This is a genomic window from Shewanella sp. VK101, from assembly GCF_056497865.1.
On the sequence record NZ_CM151402.1, the window covers coordinates 767,206 to 783,029 of the forward strand.

Genomic DNA, 15,824 nt, shown 5'->3' on the forward strand with positions numbered 1-15,824 from the left:
CTGTGGATTTATAAACTCTTACGCTGGTTCGACGGTGGTATCATCATAGCCTCGCGATACTTGGCTATGGTGCGTCTTGCAACGTTGATTCCCTGTTCTGCCAGAAGTTGCGCCATCTTGCTGTCGCTCAAAGGCTTCTTCTGGTTTTCCGCTGCCACGAGCTTCTTGATAAAAGCCCTGATCGCCGTGGAAGAGCATTCTCCGCCATCTTCGGTGCCGACATGGCTGGAGAAGAAGTACTTCAATTCAAATATTCCCCTGGGTGTATGCATATACTTTTGAGTGGTGACCCTGGATATGGTCGATTCATGCATCTCGACCGCTTCGGCAATATCGTTGAGCACCATGGGTTTCATGGCCTCTTCACCATATTCAAAAAATCCCTGCTGGAACTGCACTATACAGTTGGCCACCTTGAGCAGGGTGTCGTTGCGGCTCTCCAGGCTCTTGATAAACCATTTGGCTTCCTGAAGATGACCTCGAATAAACTGGCTGTCTGATTGACTGCGGGCGCTACGAGCCATAGCAGCATACTGCTGATTGATCCCGAGTTTGGGCATACAGTCCGGGTTGAGTTCTACTACCCAGCGGCCGTTTTTCTTCCAGACACTGACATCAGGGATCACATATTCCTCGTCCATCGGCTGCACCAGCAAGCCGGGGCGGGGATTGAGACTCTGGATAAGGTTGATGGCGTCACGCAGCTGATCTTCCTTGAGCTTGGTCTTGCGCATCAGGGTGCGGAAGTCGCGGGCGGCAATGAGATCCAGATGTTCGTCAATCAACAAGCGGGCGTCGGCCAGATGCGGGGTGTCTGCGTTGAACTGTTGCAACTGGATCAGCAGGCATTCGCGCAGATCTCTGGAGGCGATGCCGACAGGATCGAAGTGCTGGATCCGCTTGAGTACTGCCTCGACTTCATCGAGCTCAATCTCAGGGTTGCCCATGGCTTCGAGGATCTCCTCTGTGCTCTGGGTCAGATAGCCCTGCTCGTCGATGGCATCAATAATGGCGGTGGCAATGGCGTCGTCGGTATCGGAAAACGGGGTCAGGTTCTTCTGCCATTCCAGATGTTCATAGAGCCCTTCGCTGGTTTCCCCCTGGAAGGGCATATCATCTTCACGGCCCATGGCCGGCCCGGAGGCACTGGCGGCGGTAAAGACTTCGTCCCAGGTGGTATCCATAGGTAATTCATCCGGCATAGACTCATTGTTCAATGCCTCTGAGGTTTCTACCGTGGAACCATCTTCCTGCTTGGCGCTCAACTCGCCGGCGTCGTTTTCCTTGTGGTTGTCGTCGATAGCGTCATCCTGGTTGTCCTCGGCCATTTCCAACAGAGGGTTGGCTTCCAAGGCTTCCTGGATTTCTTGCTGCAGCTCAAGGGACGACAGTTGCAGCAGGCGAATAGCCTGTTGCAACTGAGGTGTCATGGTCAACTGTTGACCCAGTTTGAGCTGGAGTGACGCTTTCATTATACCGCTAATCCCTACTCGTTATTTTTCAAGGAAAAAATTCAATAATAACAAACTATAATACCCGGAATTGCCACCGGATGACATGATCCTAACTATAGCCTGAATTGTTCGCCTAAGTACACAGCGCGCACTTGCTGGTTGTCCAAGATTTCAGCGGGTGTGCCCTCGGCGATCAACTGCCCATGGCTGACTATGTAGGCTCGCTCACAAACGTCGAGTGTTTCGCGAACATTGTGGTCTGTGATCAGCACTCCCAAACCGCGGGACTTAAGCTGTTCGATGATTTTCTTGATATCGATAACTGAGATGGGATCCACACCGGCGAATGGCTCATCCAGCAGAATGAACTGTGGATTGGCGGCCAATGCCCGGGCGATTTCCACTCGGCGGCGTTCACCGCCGGAGAGGGACATTCCCAGGCTGTCACGTATGTGGGTAATATGGAATTCTTCCAGCAGTTGTTCGAGCTGTTCCTCGCGCTCGTCGCTGTTGAGTTCTTTGCGGGTTTGCAGCACGGCCATGATGTTGTCATGCACCGACAGCTTGCGGAAAATACTGGCTTCCTGTGGCAGGTAGCCTATGCCTTTACGGGCTCGCAGGTGCATGGGATCCAGGGTCAGCTCGTCGTCGTCAATGAAGATACGGCCCTTGTCACTCTGTACCAGCCCAACCACCATATAGAAGGTGGTGGTCTTGCCAGCCCCGTTGGGGCCCAGCAGCCCCACGATTTGGCCGGTATTGACCGACAGGCTGACGTCTTTGACGACGTTGCGTTTCTTGTAACTCTTTGCCAGATTCTGTGCCGTCAGGGTGCTGGTCATTGCGGCTCCTGCTGCTGTTCTTTCTTGTTGAGATCCTGATAGTTTTCTGGCTGGATAACAGTGGTTACCCTGTCTTGGCCTTTGCCGCTGCTTTCCGCTTCCAACTGCTGCTTGTTGATGTCGTATACTATCTTCTCGGCGGTCACTTCACTGCCGTCCTGTTCTACTTTGGCCTGGCCCAGCAGGGTCATGATACGACTGTCTATGTTGTAGTGGATCTCTTTGGCCTTGGCACTGGCCAGACGGCCGTCTTCCAGTTTCTGGGTATAGGTAGCGGGTGAGCCCTTGGCCACCAGGATCCGCTCGCCACTCTTGTCTTCTGTGTAAGCCGTGAGTTCATCGGCCAGCAGTTTCAAACTGCCCTGGGTGACTGTGACAGGCCCGCCGTATACCACACGCTTGTTTTTGATATCGGCAAACTGATTAGCGGCGCTGATCTGTACTTTTTGCAACAGATCTTCTTCAATGGCCAACGCCGACAGGCTTGTGATGCACAAGAGGGCACCGATAAAAAGCTTACTTGGTTTCATAGGTTCCTTTCACCTGACTGGTCAGCTTCACTTGCTGAGCATTGAGATCGGCGTACAGGCCGGATCCCTTGATATTAAAGTCTTTGCCTTCGATCAGGATCTCGCGATCTGAGGTCATGATCATGGTGTCCAGATCCAGCTCCACATAACTGGTTTTCAGGCTCTGGATCGGTTCATTGGGGCTAATGGCGTCGATGATAACATTATTTTCAAGTACTACTCGGTTACTCTTGCGATTGAGCCTGCCTTCGTTGGCAGACAGACGCCACTGTGCCTCGCCCTTGTCCGGATAGACCAGATAAACCGGTTGGTTGAAGAAGGTCTTTTCACTGGCTTCATAATGTTCCATGTGGGCCGCGGCGACCCTACTGGCGACATTGCCCTGCTCATCAAAGTTGACCGAGCGCAGGTCATCGGCGACAAAGTCAGGCCTAACCACATCCACAGGCGCCTCACTCTGTTGAGCGTTGCGCTTGTTCTGCACCTGCCAGTAAAGGATAAGTGCAGTGGAGAAAAACAAAATAATGGCCAGGGTGACCCTATTCATATACTCATTCCGTGGGCATTTTCAAATTTGTCCTGACTGAGCAGGATAAGATCCGCCAGCTCCCGCAGTGCCCCATGGCCGCCGGCAATCTGAGTGACCATGTGGCAGTGCTGCCTTACCCAAGGATGGCCATCGGCCACGCAAACCGCCAGCCCCACTTGCTTCATCACTGGCAAGTCGACAATGTCGTCACCTATATAGGCCACTTGTTCAGGCTCGAGGTCATAGTGCTTAAGCAGCGCCTCATAGGGCTCCAGCTTGTTGTCTATGCCTTGATAAATCTTGTCTACCCCCAGGGCCGTCATGCGGTTTTCGACTATCTGGGACTTGCGGCCGGTGATCACCGCCACCTGAATGCCGCAGGACAGCAGCGAGCGCACCCCATAGCCATCGCGGGTATGGAAGGCCTTCAGCTCTTCGCCGCTGTTGCTCATATAGATGCGGCCATCGGAGAAGACACCGTCGACATCACAGATAAGCAGTTTGATTTTGGCGGCTCTTTGCCAGTTATCTTCGCTTATGGGGCCGTAGAAACCTTGATGACTCATCAGATAACCCCCGCCTTGACCATATCCAGCATATTGAGTGCTCCAATCGGCTCATTGGCGCCATTGATGACAATAAGACCATTGATGTCATTCTCGTCCATCACCTTCAGCGCCTGCGCCGCGAGGATATTGTCACCACTGGTGATGCAATCACGGGTCATGACGTCGCTGATTTTTGTGGTACGCAGGTTGACTCCGGCGTCTATGACACGTCTCAAATCACCATCGGTGAAGATACCCACGAGTTGCTTCTGTTGATTGACCACGGCGGTCATACCCAGGCCCTTCTTGGAGATCTCATACAGGGCGTCGGTGATACAGATATCTTCTGTGACCAACGGCAGCTCTTCGCCTTTGTGCATCACATCGCTGACCTTGAGCAGCAGCTTGCGTCCTAAAGCGCCGCCGGGATGCGACAGGGCAAAGTCATCTTTGGTAAAGCCCTTGGCCTGCAACAGGGCGACCGCCAGGGCGTCTCCCATCACCAGAGTGGCCGTGGTGCTGGAGGTGGGCGCCAGACCCAGCGGGCAGGCTTCTTCCGGCACCTTGATGCACAGATGCAGCTGCGCCAGCTTGGCCATGGTGGATTCGGGCTTACCTGTCATGGAGATCATAGGGATCCCCTGGCGCTTGATGACGGGCATCAGGGTGAGAATTTCGCTGGACTCGCCCGAGTTGGAGATAGCCAATACGATATCGTTTTCACTCAACACCCCCAGGTCGCCGTGGCTGGCTTCGCCCGGGTGAACGAAGAATGCCGGGGTGCCCGTGCTGGCGAGGGTGGCAGAAATCTTGTTGCCTATATGGCCCGATTTCCCCATCCCCATCACTATCACCTTGCCGCTGCAGTTGAGGATCAGTTCGCAGGCTTGGGCGAATTCGGGGGAATCAACAAACTGGTACAGGTTATCCAGTGCTTGTTTCTCGATATCTATTACTCTGCGGCCCCATTGGCGCAGTTGCTTAGCTTCTGCCATAGTTGTCTCTCGTCTTTTTGCCCTTCATCGCTAGTGGGATTGAAACAGGCTGTATTGATAGCCGATGAAGCTTATCAGTAGTAAGGCACCGTGCCAGCGTTTGAGTTCACGTTGTTTGCCTGTGCTCAGCACCAGGAGTGCCAGGGCACAACTGGTGCCCAGAACCATATAAAAGTCGCGTCCGGCCGCCGCGGCATCGATTACCCCCGGGGCTATCAGGCCGGGTATAGCCAGTACTGCCAGTATGTTAAACAGGTTGGAGCCGACAATATTGCCTATGGCTAGGTCGTCCTCTTTCTTGAGCACACCGGCCACACAGGCCGCCAGTTCCGGCAGGCTGGTGCCTACGGCAATGATGGTTAGACCGATAACCAGATCAGACAGTCCAAAAGACTTGGCGATGCCTACGGCACCGTCCACCATCCAATCCGCCGACAGCGGCAAGAGTACCAAGCCTATTATCAACCATAGTACCGCCTTGGCAGTGGGCACATCTTTGGGGATCTCGGCATCAGCTTCGTCGGCGAGTGGATCCTTGGTCTTATTGGTCAGCGCATGCCAGATAAGATAGCCCATCAGGCCGAAGAACAGCGCCAGTAAAATAACCCCTTCGCTGCGGCTAAGATACTCATCGTGCAGGAAGTAGCCCGCCAGCACTGTGGCACCCAGCATCATGGGGATCTCCCGTTTCAGGGTCTTGGAGCTGACGGCAATAGCCCCGAGCAGGGCGGTCAACCCCAGGATCAAGCTGACATTGGCGACATTAGAGCCCAGCACATTACCCACGGCCGTATCCGGCATGCCGGCCATGGAGGCGCTGGCGGCGACGAACATCTCTGGGGCCGAACTGCCCATGGCCACTATGGTCAGTCCTATCAACATGGGGGGTAACCCCAGGTTACGGGCAAAAGCCCCGGCGCCATAAACGAATTTATCGGCACTCCAGACCAGGACGGACAAGCCGGCGAGCAGCAAGAAAATATTGAATAACATGCAGTAAACAAAGCTACGGATTCTGGCGTGCATTTTCGCCGTATTTGCTACAAATTGAAAGTATCACGGCGCGATACTATTGATTCAGTTGTGCGCTTATCCTCAATTGCGTACAATTTATCGCTTATCTTTGGCTTGGCCATACGGGTTACCGGGCGCCATTCAGCGTCAATTCAGTAAGCCTGCGGCAGTATCAAGCCTTATAACGGCGGGCCTTATGTGCCATGGCAGCTACAGCTGCGCCGTACTTGAATTCCACTAGACAAGGTCTCCATTTCATTTTGATGCCGGAATCCAGCAAGCAGCAAAATCCTTCTCCCCTGGTCGAGGTCAGCAATCTCGGCTTCAGTCGTGGCTCGAGGGTGATTTATGAGCAGATAAGCCTCACGATTCCCAGGGGTAAAGTTACTGCCATCATGGGGCCCAGCGGCATAGGCAAGACCACGCTGCTGAAGCTCATTGGTGGGCAGTTGACTCCGGATCACGGCCAGGTGCTGTTCGATGGTCAGGACATTCATAAGCTGAGCCGCCACGAGCTGTTTGAAGCCCGTAAGCGGATGAGCATGTTGTTCCAGAGCGGTGCCCTGTTCACCGATATGAATGTGTTCGATAACGTGGCTTTTGCACTCAGGGAGCACTCAGGGCTGCCGGAAGCTATCATCCGCCGCATAGTGTTAATGAAGCTTGAAGCCGTAGGACTTCGCGGCGCGGCGCAGTTGATGCCAAGCGAACTTTCCGGCGGTATGCAGCGCCGGGCAGCCTTGGCCCGCGCCATAGCACTCGAGCCGGAAATGGTGCTGTATGACGAGCCCTTTGCCGGTCAGGATCCCATCTCCATGGGAGTGCTGGTGAAGCTGATTAAAGAGCTGTCCGATGCTTTGAATCTCACCTCTGTGGTGGTTTCCCATGACGTGGGCGAAGTGCTGAGCATTGCCGACTATGTGTATGTGATTGCCGATAAGCGCATCATAGCCCATGGCACGCCGGCCGAGCTCAAGCAGGCCGACAATCCACAGCTAAGGCAGTTTATCGACGGTATGCCGGACGGCCCCGTGCCTTTCCACTATCCGGCGCAGGATTATCAGAAGGAGTTGCTCGGTGAGCTTGACTGATTCGATAGCCAATCTTGGCCGCAATGCGCTGAGTCTGGTAACAGGGCTTGGCAAGGCGGGGGTGATGCTTTGGGGCGCCCTGATGCAACTGCCACGGCCACGCAAAGGCTTGCCACTGCTGATAAAACAGGTTTACGTCGTCGGCGTACAGTCCATGGTGATCATTTTGGTTTCCGGACTGTTTATCGGCATGGTGCTGGCGCTGCAGGGCTACAACATCCTGGTGGACTTTGGCACCGAAGAGAGCCTGGGCCCCATGGTAGCGTTGAGCTTGCTCAGGGAGCTTGGCCCTGTGGTCACCGCCTTGTTGTTTGCCGGCCGCGCCGGTTCGGCCCTGACCGCTGAACTGGGGTTGATGAAATCCACAGAGCAGCTCTCCAGTTTGGAGATGATGGCGATAGATCCGCTGCGGCAGGTGATTGCGCCGCGCTTCTGGGCCGGGGTGATCAGCATGCCGCTGTTGGCCTTGATGTTTACCACTGTGGGTATCTATGGTGGTTATCTGGTTGGGGTCGAATGGAAAGGCATAGACAATGGCGCCTTCTGGTCGATTCTGCAGGCCGCGGTGGAGTGGCGGCAGGACATAGTCAACTGCCTGATTAAAAGTTTTGTTTTTGCCATAGTGGTGACCTGGATAGCCCTCTATCGTGGTTATCAGGTGGTGCCTAATCCGGAAGGGATTAGCCGCGCGACCACCCAGACTGTGGTGCAGTCCAGCCTGGCGGTATTGGCGCTGGACTTCTTATTGACGGCGCTGATGTTTGCCCGCTGATTTTGGCGCCGGCGCATAATGGATGATTAACTCTGGTGACTCTATGTTGACACGAAAAATTGAATTTATGGTGGGACTCTTCCTCTTGGCGGGTCTGGCAGCTTTTCTGCTGCTGGTATACAAGGTGGCCAATGTGGAGGTGCAGTCCTCTAACAATACTTACACTCTGACGGCCAAGTTCAGTAATATTGGCGGCCTTAAAGTACGCTCACCGGTAAAGGTTGGCGGCGTGGTTGTCGGCCGGGTCAGTAAGATCACCCTGGATCCCAAGCAGATGGTGCCAGTGGTGACTCTGACCATGGACAAGCGTTACGACCAGTTTCCCGAAACCAGCAGCCTGGCTATCTTGACCTCTGGCTTGCTGGGTGAGCAGTTCCTCGGCCTGACACCTGGGTTTATGGATGACGATATTGCGATTTTGCAAGATGGTGATCGCATCGATGATACCCGTTCGGCGCTGGTGCTGGAGGATCTGATCGGACAGTTTTTATATAGCATGGGTTCAAAGGACAACTAGGAGCACTGAGATGTTTAAAGGGATAATCCGTAATCTGTTGGCCGTCGCCTGTCTGGCGTCTGCAACTGTGGCACAGGCGGCCGATATCGATACCAGCAACCCTTATATCATGGTGGAGCAGGTTGCCGACAAGACATTCGATCGTTTCCATCAGGACAAGAGCATCATCGACAGCAATCCGGATCACCTCAAGGTGATTGTTCAAGAGGAGCTGATGCCTTATGTGGATTACAAGTACGCGGCTTACAAGGTGATGGGCCAATATCTGCAGCAAACCACCAAAGAGCAGCGTGATGCCTTTGTTGATGCTTTTGAGGGCTACCTGGTTTCCACCTATGCCCAGGCCTTTACCGAGTACACCAATCAGAAAGTGGAATTTGGCCGCGCCATCGACTTCAGCCAGGAAAAGATAGTCGAGGTGAATGTGCAGATCATTGAAGCGGGTCGTCCGCCCATCAAGTTGCAGTTCAAGGCGCGTCGTTTGAAGGACGATACCTGGAAGGCCTTCGACCTGGTTGCCGAAGGTGTCAGCCTGCTGGCCTCCAAGCAATCGGAAGTCACTACACTCATTCGTCAAAAGGGCATAGATGCCGTGATTGAGATGCTTAAAGAGCGCACTCAGGCTCACGTGGATCCTAATGGCCCTAAAGGCAAGGATGCGCTATGAAGCTGGAGCCACAGGGCGATAGCTGCAAATTGAGCGGGCGTTTGACTCAAGAAGAGGTCGCCCGCTTGTGGAAGACGCGCAAGACACTGCTGCCGGACGATGTGCGCCGGTTGGAACTCAGCGAGCTGACATACTCGGACAGTGCCGGCATGGCGTTTCTAATGGAGCTTGTCAGTCTCAGAAAGGGGGAGCTGACCCTGGCTTCTCCCTCGCCACAGGTGCGTAAGTTGATCGCCCTGTATGATTTGGATGCCTTCTTTACCACAGAGGGCCAAACTAGGTAAGTTTCCAATGGATACCAAAGAGATAGAACAAATATTAAAGGATTCACTCTCGTTGACGGAAGTCTATGTCAGCGCCGAAGGCAGCCATTTCAAGATAGTGGCCGTGGGTGAATGTTTCGATGGCATGAGCCGTATCAAGCAGCAGCAGGCCATCTATGCGCCCCTGATGGACAAGATCACCAGTGGTGAGATGCACGCGCTCAGTATCAAGACTTTTACGCCTACCCAGTGGCAGCGTGAAAAAATCTTCAACATGCCAGCCTAGAGTATCAATGTGGATAAACTGAAAATTCAGGCAAGCGGTGCGCTTGCCGGTAATGTGGTGATCTCCGGCGCCAAGAATGCTGCCCTGCCTATCCTGATGGCCGGGGTGCTGGCCGAATCGGAGTTTCTGGTTTCCAATGTGCCCAACCTGAGGGACGTCAGCACCAGCTGTAAGCTGCTACGCTGTCTCGGCGCCGACGTCACCGAACTGGGGCAGGGCCAGATACGTATCGATGCCAGCGGTATCAATGAGTTTTGCGCCCCTTATGATCTGGTGAAAACCATGCGCGCCTCAATTCTGATCCTGGGGCCTTTGCTGGCACGTTTCGGTAAGGCGGATGTGTCTCTGCCGGGGGGCTGCGCCATAGGAGCCCGGCCGGTGAACCTGCACCTACATGGCCTGGAGCTGATGGGCGCCAAGATAGAAGTCGATGAAGGCTATATCAAGGCACGGGTCGATGGTCGCCTCAAGGGCGCGCATATCTTCATGGATATGGTCAGTGTTGGTGCCACAGAGAATCTGCTGATGGCCGCGGCCTTGGCCGACGGTGAAACCGTGATTGAAAACGCCGCCCGCGAACCCGAAGTAGTGGACCTGGCCAAGTGCCTTATCGCCATGGGGGCCAAGATTGAGGGCGCCGGAACCGCCACCATACGGATTCAGGGAGTGGAGAAGCTCAATGGTTGCCGTTATCGTGTGATGCCGGACAGAATTGAGACGGGCTCGTTCCTGGTGGCTGCAGCCGTGACCCGTGGCCGGATCCGTTGTCTGGATGCCGATCCCGGCTCGCTGGAGGCTGTGCTGGCCAAGCTGGAAGATGCCGGCGCCGAAATCCTTACCGGCAGCGACTGGATAGCCCTGGACATGAAGGGCAAGCGTCCCAAGTCAGTCAATATCAAGACTCTGCCTTATCCCGGTTTCCCAACCGATATGCAGGCCCAGTTCTGTGTGCTCAATGCACTGGCAGAAGGCACAGGCACTATCACGGAAACCATCTTTGAGAACCGCTTTATGCATGTGCCCGAGTTGAATCGTATGGGCGCCAATATGGAGCTGGAAGGCAATACCTGTATCATTCACGGTATTGAGCAGCTCAATGGTGCTCAGGTGATGGCGACCGATCTGCGGGCGTCGGCCAGTTTGGTGATTGCCGGACTGATGGCCGAAGGCACCACAGTGGTGGACCGTATCTATCATCTGGATAGAGGCTATGAGCATATCGAAGATAAGTTCAAGGGCCTAGGCGGTTCGGTAGAGCGTATCTCCTAACCCGATTGCTCGGTCAGTAAAAAACCACCATGAGGGTAATGCCGATCAGTTAAGACAGATAGCTTGAGGATTTAACTGAAAGGATCAAAATCCGATGACTCCATGTCATCGGATTTTTTTATGCAACTTTCAGAAACTTTGGCGCGTACTCATATCAATCGTCTTACCTAGTGCTGTCACGCAAGCGGCTGGGCTCTGATGTTGTTCAGTATGTGGAAGCGAAGTGCCGAGACTTCATGAGAGAGTAGAGCACTCATATTGGCGTGGACTCAACTTCTATGGGGCGATGGTATCGTGTGGCGATAGAGTTGATCGCTCAAACGGGACTGAGTTCCCTTCCCGTGATCTATTATTTGGAACAGTTATTTAGGTGCTTCTTCAGATGTATCAAATGAGAAAGCCACAATGCTGGTGTTTATCTTTCCTTCCTCGTCCAGGCGTATGAGGGCTTCCAGTAGTTCAATAGAGAAGAATGTTTTCGTCATTCCTATCGGTTTGAATACATGTCTTGTACTTTCGGGAAGTTTGTTGATTTTTTCAGCCGATAAGAAAAACCGGGTGGTAGCGTTGGTTATTTTGATGCTGTTTTCGGTATCGACGGCATCCACCAAGTTGTCTACTGCCAGTATATAACGATCGGATAAAACCCCTGTGCCGGCGCAGGTTAACTTGGAGGGATAGACTTCGACCCCGTAAGGGTCAAAGCTCATTATTAATTCGGCTATCTCCTTGGTAACATTAAAAGCGCCCCCTCTGATTAAGTCCAACGCTTCAATATTGAGGATGTCAGTGTCCTGCCATACAATCTCATTCAGACAACTTGTTGGGATAAAATCATTGTCATCATAAAGTGACGAGCGAATATCGACCGCACTAAATAGTGATTCCCCTTCATTCATGTCTTCGTTTATATAGGCTACTTGCATTCTCAATTCTCTATATTTTTCTCTGGGGCAAAAAAGCCACCTCGTGAGGTGGCTTGGGGAGTATAAACCGGCGTTAGCCCATACGTTTAAGCTTTTCCTTCAACTCTGGGATGGCGCGAGTAAAACCGTCGATATGGTCGGTCAGGCGTGACAGCAGTTTACGCTTACGCTCTTGGTTACGCCGCCCGTAGAGCAGGGTCCAAACTAGCAGTACTGCACTGACCATGATAAACACCACCAGGGTCAGGTTGTGTCTAAAGAAGGAGGTGCTGTAGATGGGATCCAGCAGCGGGAAGTAGAGCATATCGAACAGCGGATACCAGATATGATCCGGGCCCCAGAAGTTGAAGACCAAGGCGGCAATCGCCAACAAGATCCAGGTGCCTGCGCCGTTGAGCTTGCCGTATTGCTGGAAAGATGTGTTGTTATAACGTTTGCTCTTGGTCAGGTTATAGGCGTACTCACGGTTATAGTCATCAACGCCCAATTTGGCCCTTGAACTGGCGTAAATCATCCAATCGCCCACATCCAGATCCCCCAACAGATCTTCGCCGAAGCGCATCTCCCGCACTTCACCATCGGCCAGTTGCAGCAAGACTTCGCCATCAACGTTGGAGCTGCGGCTGCGATGGCTGCTGGTTTCAGTGTCTGTGGTGCTGTGGGAGAATCTGTTACCCACATAATGGTCTGTGGTGGTGGTTTTAGTGGTGGTGACCGTGAAGTCATCGACACTGGCGCTGGCACTTCTGTCGAGCACTTTGCCCATGATACAGGAGACGCTGACTTCACCCTTTTCATCGCCGGCCAAGACATGCTTGTGCAGATAGGGCTCACGGTAACTCAGGCTGTATTGCCGCATCATGGCCTCTTCCTCATCGCGGACGCTGAGGCTGTTGGCGGCCGTTGCCGGTGCTTGCTGCTGCGAGCTGCCGCACTGAACACAGTAGCCGTGCTCGCCGTCGATGCGACTCTGGCATTTGAAGCAGAAAATATCCGAATCTTTTCTCGGCCGCTGGGCGATATGGTAGCCCAGCGCTTCTTGGGTGACAGACAACAGGCGTTTCATCGCCAGTTGCAGCGCCTCGTAGCGGCGCAGTTCCCTGGTGTGTTTCTTCTGGTTGCGTTGACGCTCCAGAATGAAACACACCACAGACAGAACCACGGCCACCCCGATAGCGATTTCTGTGGGTTGTTTGGCACCAAAGTACAGCAACAAGGCACTGGCAATCCCCAGCAGCAGCCACCAGAAGGCGCTGGATTGGCTACCCGGCTCATAGTCGGGCACTATGGTGGAGCGTTGACCGTCGGCTTCATGACTGATAGCGGCCGGAGCCATATGGTTATGGCTGACCAGGCGTTTGGCGTCTTTACCTTCGATGCGGTAATTCAGGGTGTAGTCTGTCGGATAAAACAAGGTCAGCACATCGCCGCGGCGAAGCTGGTCGTAGAACTTGTTCTCGGCATTGACACTGACCCGCTCTATGTTGCCGTCCTTGTCTTCCAGCTCAAGCCACCAGTAGCTGTAGGTGAGGTTATTGCCACTGTCTACCCGGCGCCGCTTGTAAAGGAAGCTGGAGTTGACCCGGCCGGTGAAGGTCCTGGCGCCGGAATAGTGGGGTTTGAGATCTTTTAGGATCTCAGGGGCGACATCCTCAATATTCTTCAGTTTGGGCTGCTCAGGCAGGGACTCTCCGCAGTGACCGCAGAAGTTTTCCTTGGCATAAATGGGTTGATTGCAGTGGTGCATTCAGTTTCCTTGTCAATTGGGTAAAAGACGGATTGTCAGTGTTTGTTCGCCGCCATTCAGGCTGTGCCATTTGCGGTAGGTCTGATAACCGGGGGCGCTTACCTGCACATCGTAGTTGCCCGGTTTAAGCCGGATCCCCGGGTGATACTTGGGGCCGATGTTCATGATCCTGATATTTGCGTTGTTCACATTGGTTTCGACCTTGAGGCGTGTCTCGGTCGGTGCCAGCTCGCTGGCCTTGAGTGGCGCTGGAGTGCTCTTGTGCAGCAAGTCTATCTTGGCCAGTGAATGCGCCAGTGGCGAGAAGGCCTGATAGATACCCGTGTGTTGCTCAAAGCTCAGCCCCAAAGGATGCAGCAGCGGCTGGGCGTGCAGTGTCCAGCGCAGGGCGTAGGCAAAGCCGATATTGCCGGACTGTTCCACCTTGGTGAGGAAGTAGTTCACCGGGCTGGTATCATCCTGGGTGTAGCGGTTTTGCACCAAAAGCACCGGCAAGGTCAGCAGCAACAGGGGGGGCAACAGCTTAGCGGTCAATGCCAGCCAGCGGCGTTTGCCGGACTTGGCACTTTCATTGGCATTCTCATTTATGCCGATACTGTCTTCGCTGGCATTTGCTTGACTCGTGCCGGGGCGGAACAGCTGCAGCGTCTTCAGCGGCAGTTTGATAAAGGTCATACAGATCAAAAACAGGCTGAGTGACATGGAGATGGGCGGAATAATCACAGATCGCAGCGCCTGCTTGCCTTGCTCGGCATAGCGTCCGCCATCGGCAAATTCACGCTCTGATTCGGCCAACATCTGCAGGTAACTCTGGGTACGCTTCTGGATGTTGGGATCCAGCACATGGCGTTTGAAGTTGGCCTGGTTCCAGTCGGCGCGGACGTTCGGCACATAGAGATCGCCCATACGAGCGGCTATCTTGCGTTGGATCTGCGGATGCAACTGGAAGGCGTTCCAACTTAAGTTGATGGGCAAGTCCAAACCGCGTTTACGCATCTCGCTCTGCCAGCGGGCATCGGCTTCGGCCTTAACCGTCTTGGCCACGCTTTGACTAAACAGCGGACGATTGCTGATATGCCAGCTGTCAGGCAGTTTCAGCCCCTTGGCCTTGAGGGCCCGGCGCAGTTTCACCTGAGTCACAGGATGCACTCTGAAGTCGGCCAGTGACGCTATGTTGAACGGATAGCCGGTTTCCTTTTCAAACATCGCCTGGAACTTGGGGTGGGCCAAGAACAGGCGCTGGTAATGATCCGGATCGTCTGTGTACTTATAGCGCTTGTCCTTAAGACCGCCATCGCCACCTGTAGCCAGACTCAGCGCCTGCATGGCGGTGCCGACACCGGCGGTCATCACCCCGAAAAGGGCGCTGGACAACAGGTTTTCGCCTGTGCTGATGTCTTCGACTATCAACCAGTAGTTGGGATCTATGTAGCCGAGCCCCGCCTTGGAGATCATTGTCTTGTAGCGGGCATTTTCCCGTTCTATACATTGATAGCGACGTTCTTTCTGGGACGACTTCTTGTAGCGTTCCTGGCAGCGGTTGGTGTCTTCATGGTAGGCGAAGATCTTGGGACCGTATTCCTGGGCCCTGGCACCGGCCTTGGCCACATGGGCCTTTTGCGCCTGTTGATACTTGCCCCAGCCCTGATTGACCTCCTGCTCTATGTTTTGCCAGTAACCCATCTCCCGCTCCGGGATCCCGGCCAGGGTCTGGTTGTAGCGGTTGGAGCCTTCGGCATAACTGCGATAGCTGGCCGACAGCTCATCATAGAGTTGACCAAAGTCGTGATAGTGCTGGTCAAAGTCGCGATAGGCCCGCTTTTGTACGAAGTTGTGAATGATCTTCTGTTTGTAATCATCCAGGTTGTCGGTGAGGTTGTGGTCGGCATAGGCCAGGCCGCCGAACAGGGCCAAAAAGGTCAGGTTTTCAGAGCTGTGCAGCTCTTTGGGGTCGTAGTTGAGACCTTCGACTTCGACCGCGTTAACCGCCAGGGCATCACGTAGCGCCGCGCTGTAGGCCGCGTATTGACGCTGCTCCGGGGTAGAGGGTTCAATCAACCATTGCTCTATCAGGTATTTCTGGCCGAAAAACACGCTGGGCCAGACGCACAAGGTGAGCAGCAACAGGGTCAGGCTGCCTCTCAGGCCGGTTTTGAACAGCCGAGCCGGCAAGAGATCGGCCAGCAGCAGGGTCACACCTATTCCGGAAATGGTGCGGCCGTATATCTCCAGGTGTTCGAGTTGCTCAGGCTTGGGGGTGCCCAAGCCCACCAAAGAAACCAGTTGGGCGTTGAAGATAGCCTCTGGGATCAGATAGGCAGCGCTCAGCAGCAGGAAAAATACCCGCCAGGACAGTTTTTTCATCCTTGGTTCC

General features: G+C 54.0%; 17 protein-coding genes. 7 read left to right on the top strand and 10 right to left on the bottom strand.

The window, feature by feature from the left end; genetic code table 11:
• Positions 1-8: 8 nt before the first annotated feature.
• The 7 genes from ACSHSR_RS03475 to ACSHSR_RS03505 all read right to left on the bottom strand — a co-directional run bounded on the left by ACSHSR_RS03475 (position 9) and on the right by ACSHSR_RS03505 (position 5,891).
• Entirely contained in the window at positions 9-1,472 is a 1,464-nt protein-coding gene (locus ACSHSR_RS03475; protein WP_062793919.1) for an RNA polymerase factor sigma-54, read from the bottom strand.
• A 95-nt stretch (positions 1,473-1,567) separates the two neighbouring features.
• Complete coding sequence (gene lptB, locus ACSHSR_RS03480; RefSeq protein WP_025011764.1) at positions 1,568-2,296, bottom strand: LPS export ABC transporter ATP-binding protein; 729 nt, start codon at positions 2,294-2,296, stop codon at positions 1,568-1,570.
• The gene (gene lptA / locus ACSHSR_RS03485; RefSeq protein ID WP_045283472.1) at positions 2,293-2,826 is read right to left on the bottom strand and encodes a lipopolysaccharide transport periplasmic protein LptA; all 534 of its coding nucleotides are present in this window, start codon (positions 2,824-2,826) and stop codon (positions 2,293-2,295) included. The genes lptB and lptA overlap by 4 nt, the downstream gene beginning before the upstream one ends.
• The gene (gene lptC / locus ACSHSR_RS03490; RefSeq protein WP_025011766.1) at positions 2,813-3,373 is read right to left on the bottom strand and encodes an LPS export ABC transporter periplasmic protein LptC; all 561 of its coding nucleotides are present in this window, start codon (positions 3,371-3,373) and stop codon (positions 2,813-2,815) included. The genes lptA and lptC overlap by 14 nt, the downstream gene beginning before the upstream one ends.
• Positions 3,370-3,921, bottom strand: coding sequence for a 3-deoxy-manno-octulosonate-8-phosphatase KdsC (gene kdsC / locus ACSHSR_RS03495; RefSeq protein ID WP_025011767.1), 552 nt, complete (start codon positions 3,919-3,921; stop codon positions 3,370-3,372). Before kdsC ends, lptC begins: the two co-directional genes overlap by 4 nt.
• Positions 3,921-4,898, bottom strand: a complete 978-nt coding sequence (locus ACSHSR_RS03500) for a KpsF/GutQ family sugar-phosphate isomerase (RefSeq protein ID WP_028779517.1) — start codon at positions 4,896-4,898, stop codon at positions 3,921-3,923. The genes kdsC and ACSHSR_RS03500 overlap by 1 nt, the downstream gene beginning before the upstream one ends.
• 30 nt (positions 4,899-4,928) lie before the next feature.
• Positions 4,929-5,891, bottom strand: coding sequence for a calcium/sodium antiporter (locus tag ACSHSR_RS03505; RefSeq protein WP_144222201.1), 963 nt, complete (start codon positions 5,889-5,891; stop codon positions 4,929-4,931).
• Positions 5,892-6,175: 284 nt separating this feature from the next.
• Between ACSHSR_RS03505 and mlaF the strand changes: the two genes are divergently transcribed.
• From mlaF to murA, 7 genes are read left to right on the top strand one after another with little or no spacing between them, the layout of a single operon-like run.
• Positions 6,176-7,003: a phospholipid ABC transporter ATP-binding protein MlaF gene (mlaF, locus tag ACSHSR_RS03510; RefSeq protein WP_208137474.1), complete on the top strand. Its 828-nt coding sequence runs from the start codon at positions 6,176-6,178 to the stop codon at positions 7,001-7,003.
• Positions 6,990-7,775, top strand: coding sequence for a lipid asymmetry maintenance ABC transporter permease subunit MlaE (gene mlaE, locus ACSHSR_RS03515; RefSeq protein WP_028779514.1), 786 nt, complete (start codon positions 6,990-6,992; stop codon positions 7,773-7,775). Before mlaF ends, mlaE begins: the two co-directional genes overlap by 14 nt.
• A gap of 43 nt (positions 7,776-7,818) precedes the next feature.
• Positions 7,819-8,292: an outer membrane lipid asymmetry maintenance protein MlaD gene (mlaD, locus tag ACSHSR_RS03520; RefSeq protein ID WP_025888614.1), complete on the top strand. Its 474-nt coding sequence runs from the start codon at positions 7,819-7,821 to the stop codon at positions 8,290-8,292.
• Positions 8,293-8,302: 10 nt separating this feature from the next.
• The gene (locus tag ACSHSR_RS03525; protein WP_025011771.1) at positions 8,303-8,959 is read left to right on the top strand and encodes an MlaC/ttg2D family ABC transporter substrate-binding protein; all 657 of its coding nucleotides are present in this window, start codon (positions 8,303-8,305) and stop codon (positions 8,957-8,959) included.
• Positions 8,956-9,243, top strand: coding sequence for an STAS domain-containing protein (locus ACSHSR_RS03530; protein ID WP_028779512.1), 288 nt, complete (start codon positions 8,956-8,958; stop codon positions 9,241-9,243). The genes ACSHSR_RS03525 and ACSHSR_RS03530 overlap by 4 nt, the downstream gene beginning before the upstream one ends.
• A gap of 7 nt (positions 9,244-9,250) precedes the next feature.
• A complete protein-coding gene (locus tag ACSHSR_RS03535; protein WP_025012084.1) occupies positions 9,251-9,508 on the top strand; it encodes a BolA family protein in 258 nt (85 codons plus the stop codon).
• A 9-nt stretch (positions 9,509-9,517) separates the two neighbouring features.
• On the top strand, positions 9,518-10,777 hold the full coding sequence (murA, locus tag ACSHSR_RS03540; RefSeq protein ID WP_028779511.1) for a UDP-N-acetylglucosamine 1-carboxyvinyltransferase: 1,260 nt from the start codon (positions 9,518-9,520) through the stop codon (positions 10,775-10,777).
• A gap of 362 nt (positions 10,778-11,139) precedes the next feature.
• On the opposite strand, the gene ACSHSR_RS03545 is transcribed toward murA, so the two are convergent.
• The 3 genes from ACSHSR_RS03545 to ACSHSR_RS03555 form a co-directional block, all read right to left on the bottom strand.
• Complete coding sequence (locus tag ACSHSR_RS03545; RefSeq protein WP_479631252.1) at positions 11,140-11,703, bottom strand: hypothetical protein; 564 nt, start codon at positions 11,701-11,703, stop codon at positions 11,140-11,142.
• Positions 11,704-11,776: 73 nt separating this feature from the next.
• Complete coding sequence (locus ACSHSR_RS03550; RefSeq protein ID WP_144191512.1) at positions 11,777-13,450, bottom strand: hypothetical protein; 1,674 nt, start codon at positions 13,448-13,450, stop codon at positions 11,777-11,779.
• Between the two features lie 12 nt (positions 13,451-13,462).
• Positions 13,463-15,814: a PEGA domain-containing protein gene (locus ACSHSR_RS03555; protein ID WP_208142112.1), complete on the bottom strand. Its 2,352-nt coding sequence runs from the start codon at positions 15,812-15,814 to the stop codon at positions 13,463-13,465.
• Positions 15,815-15,824: the final 10 nt, after the last annotated feature.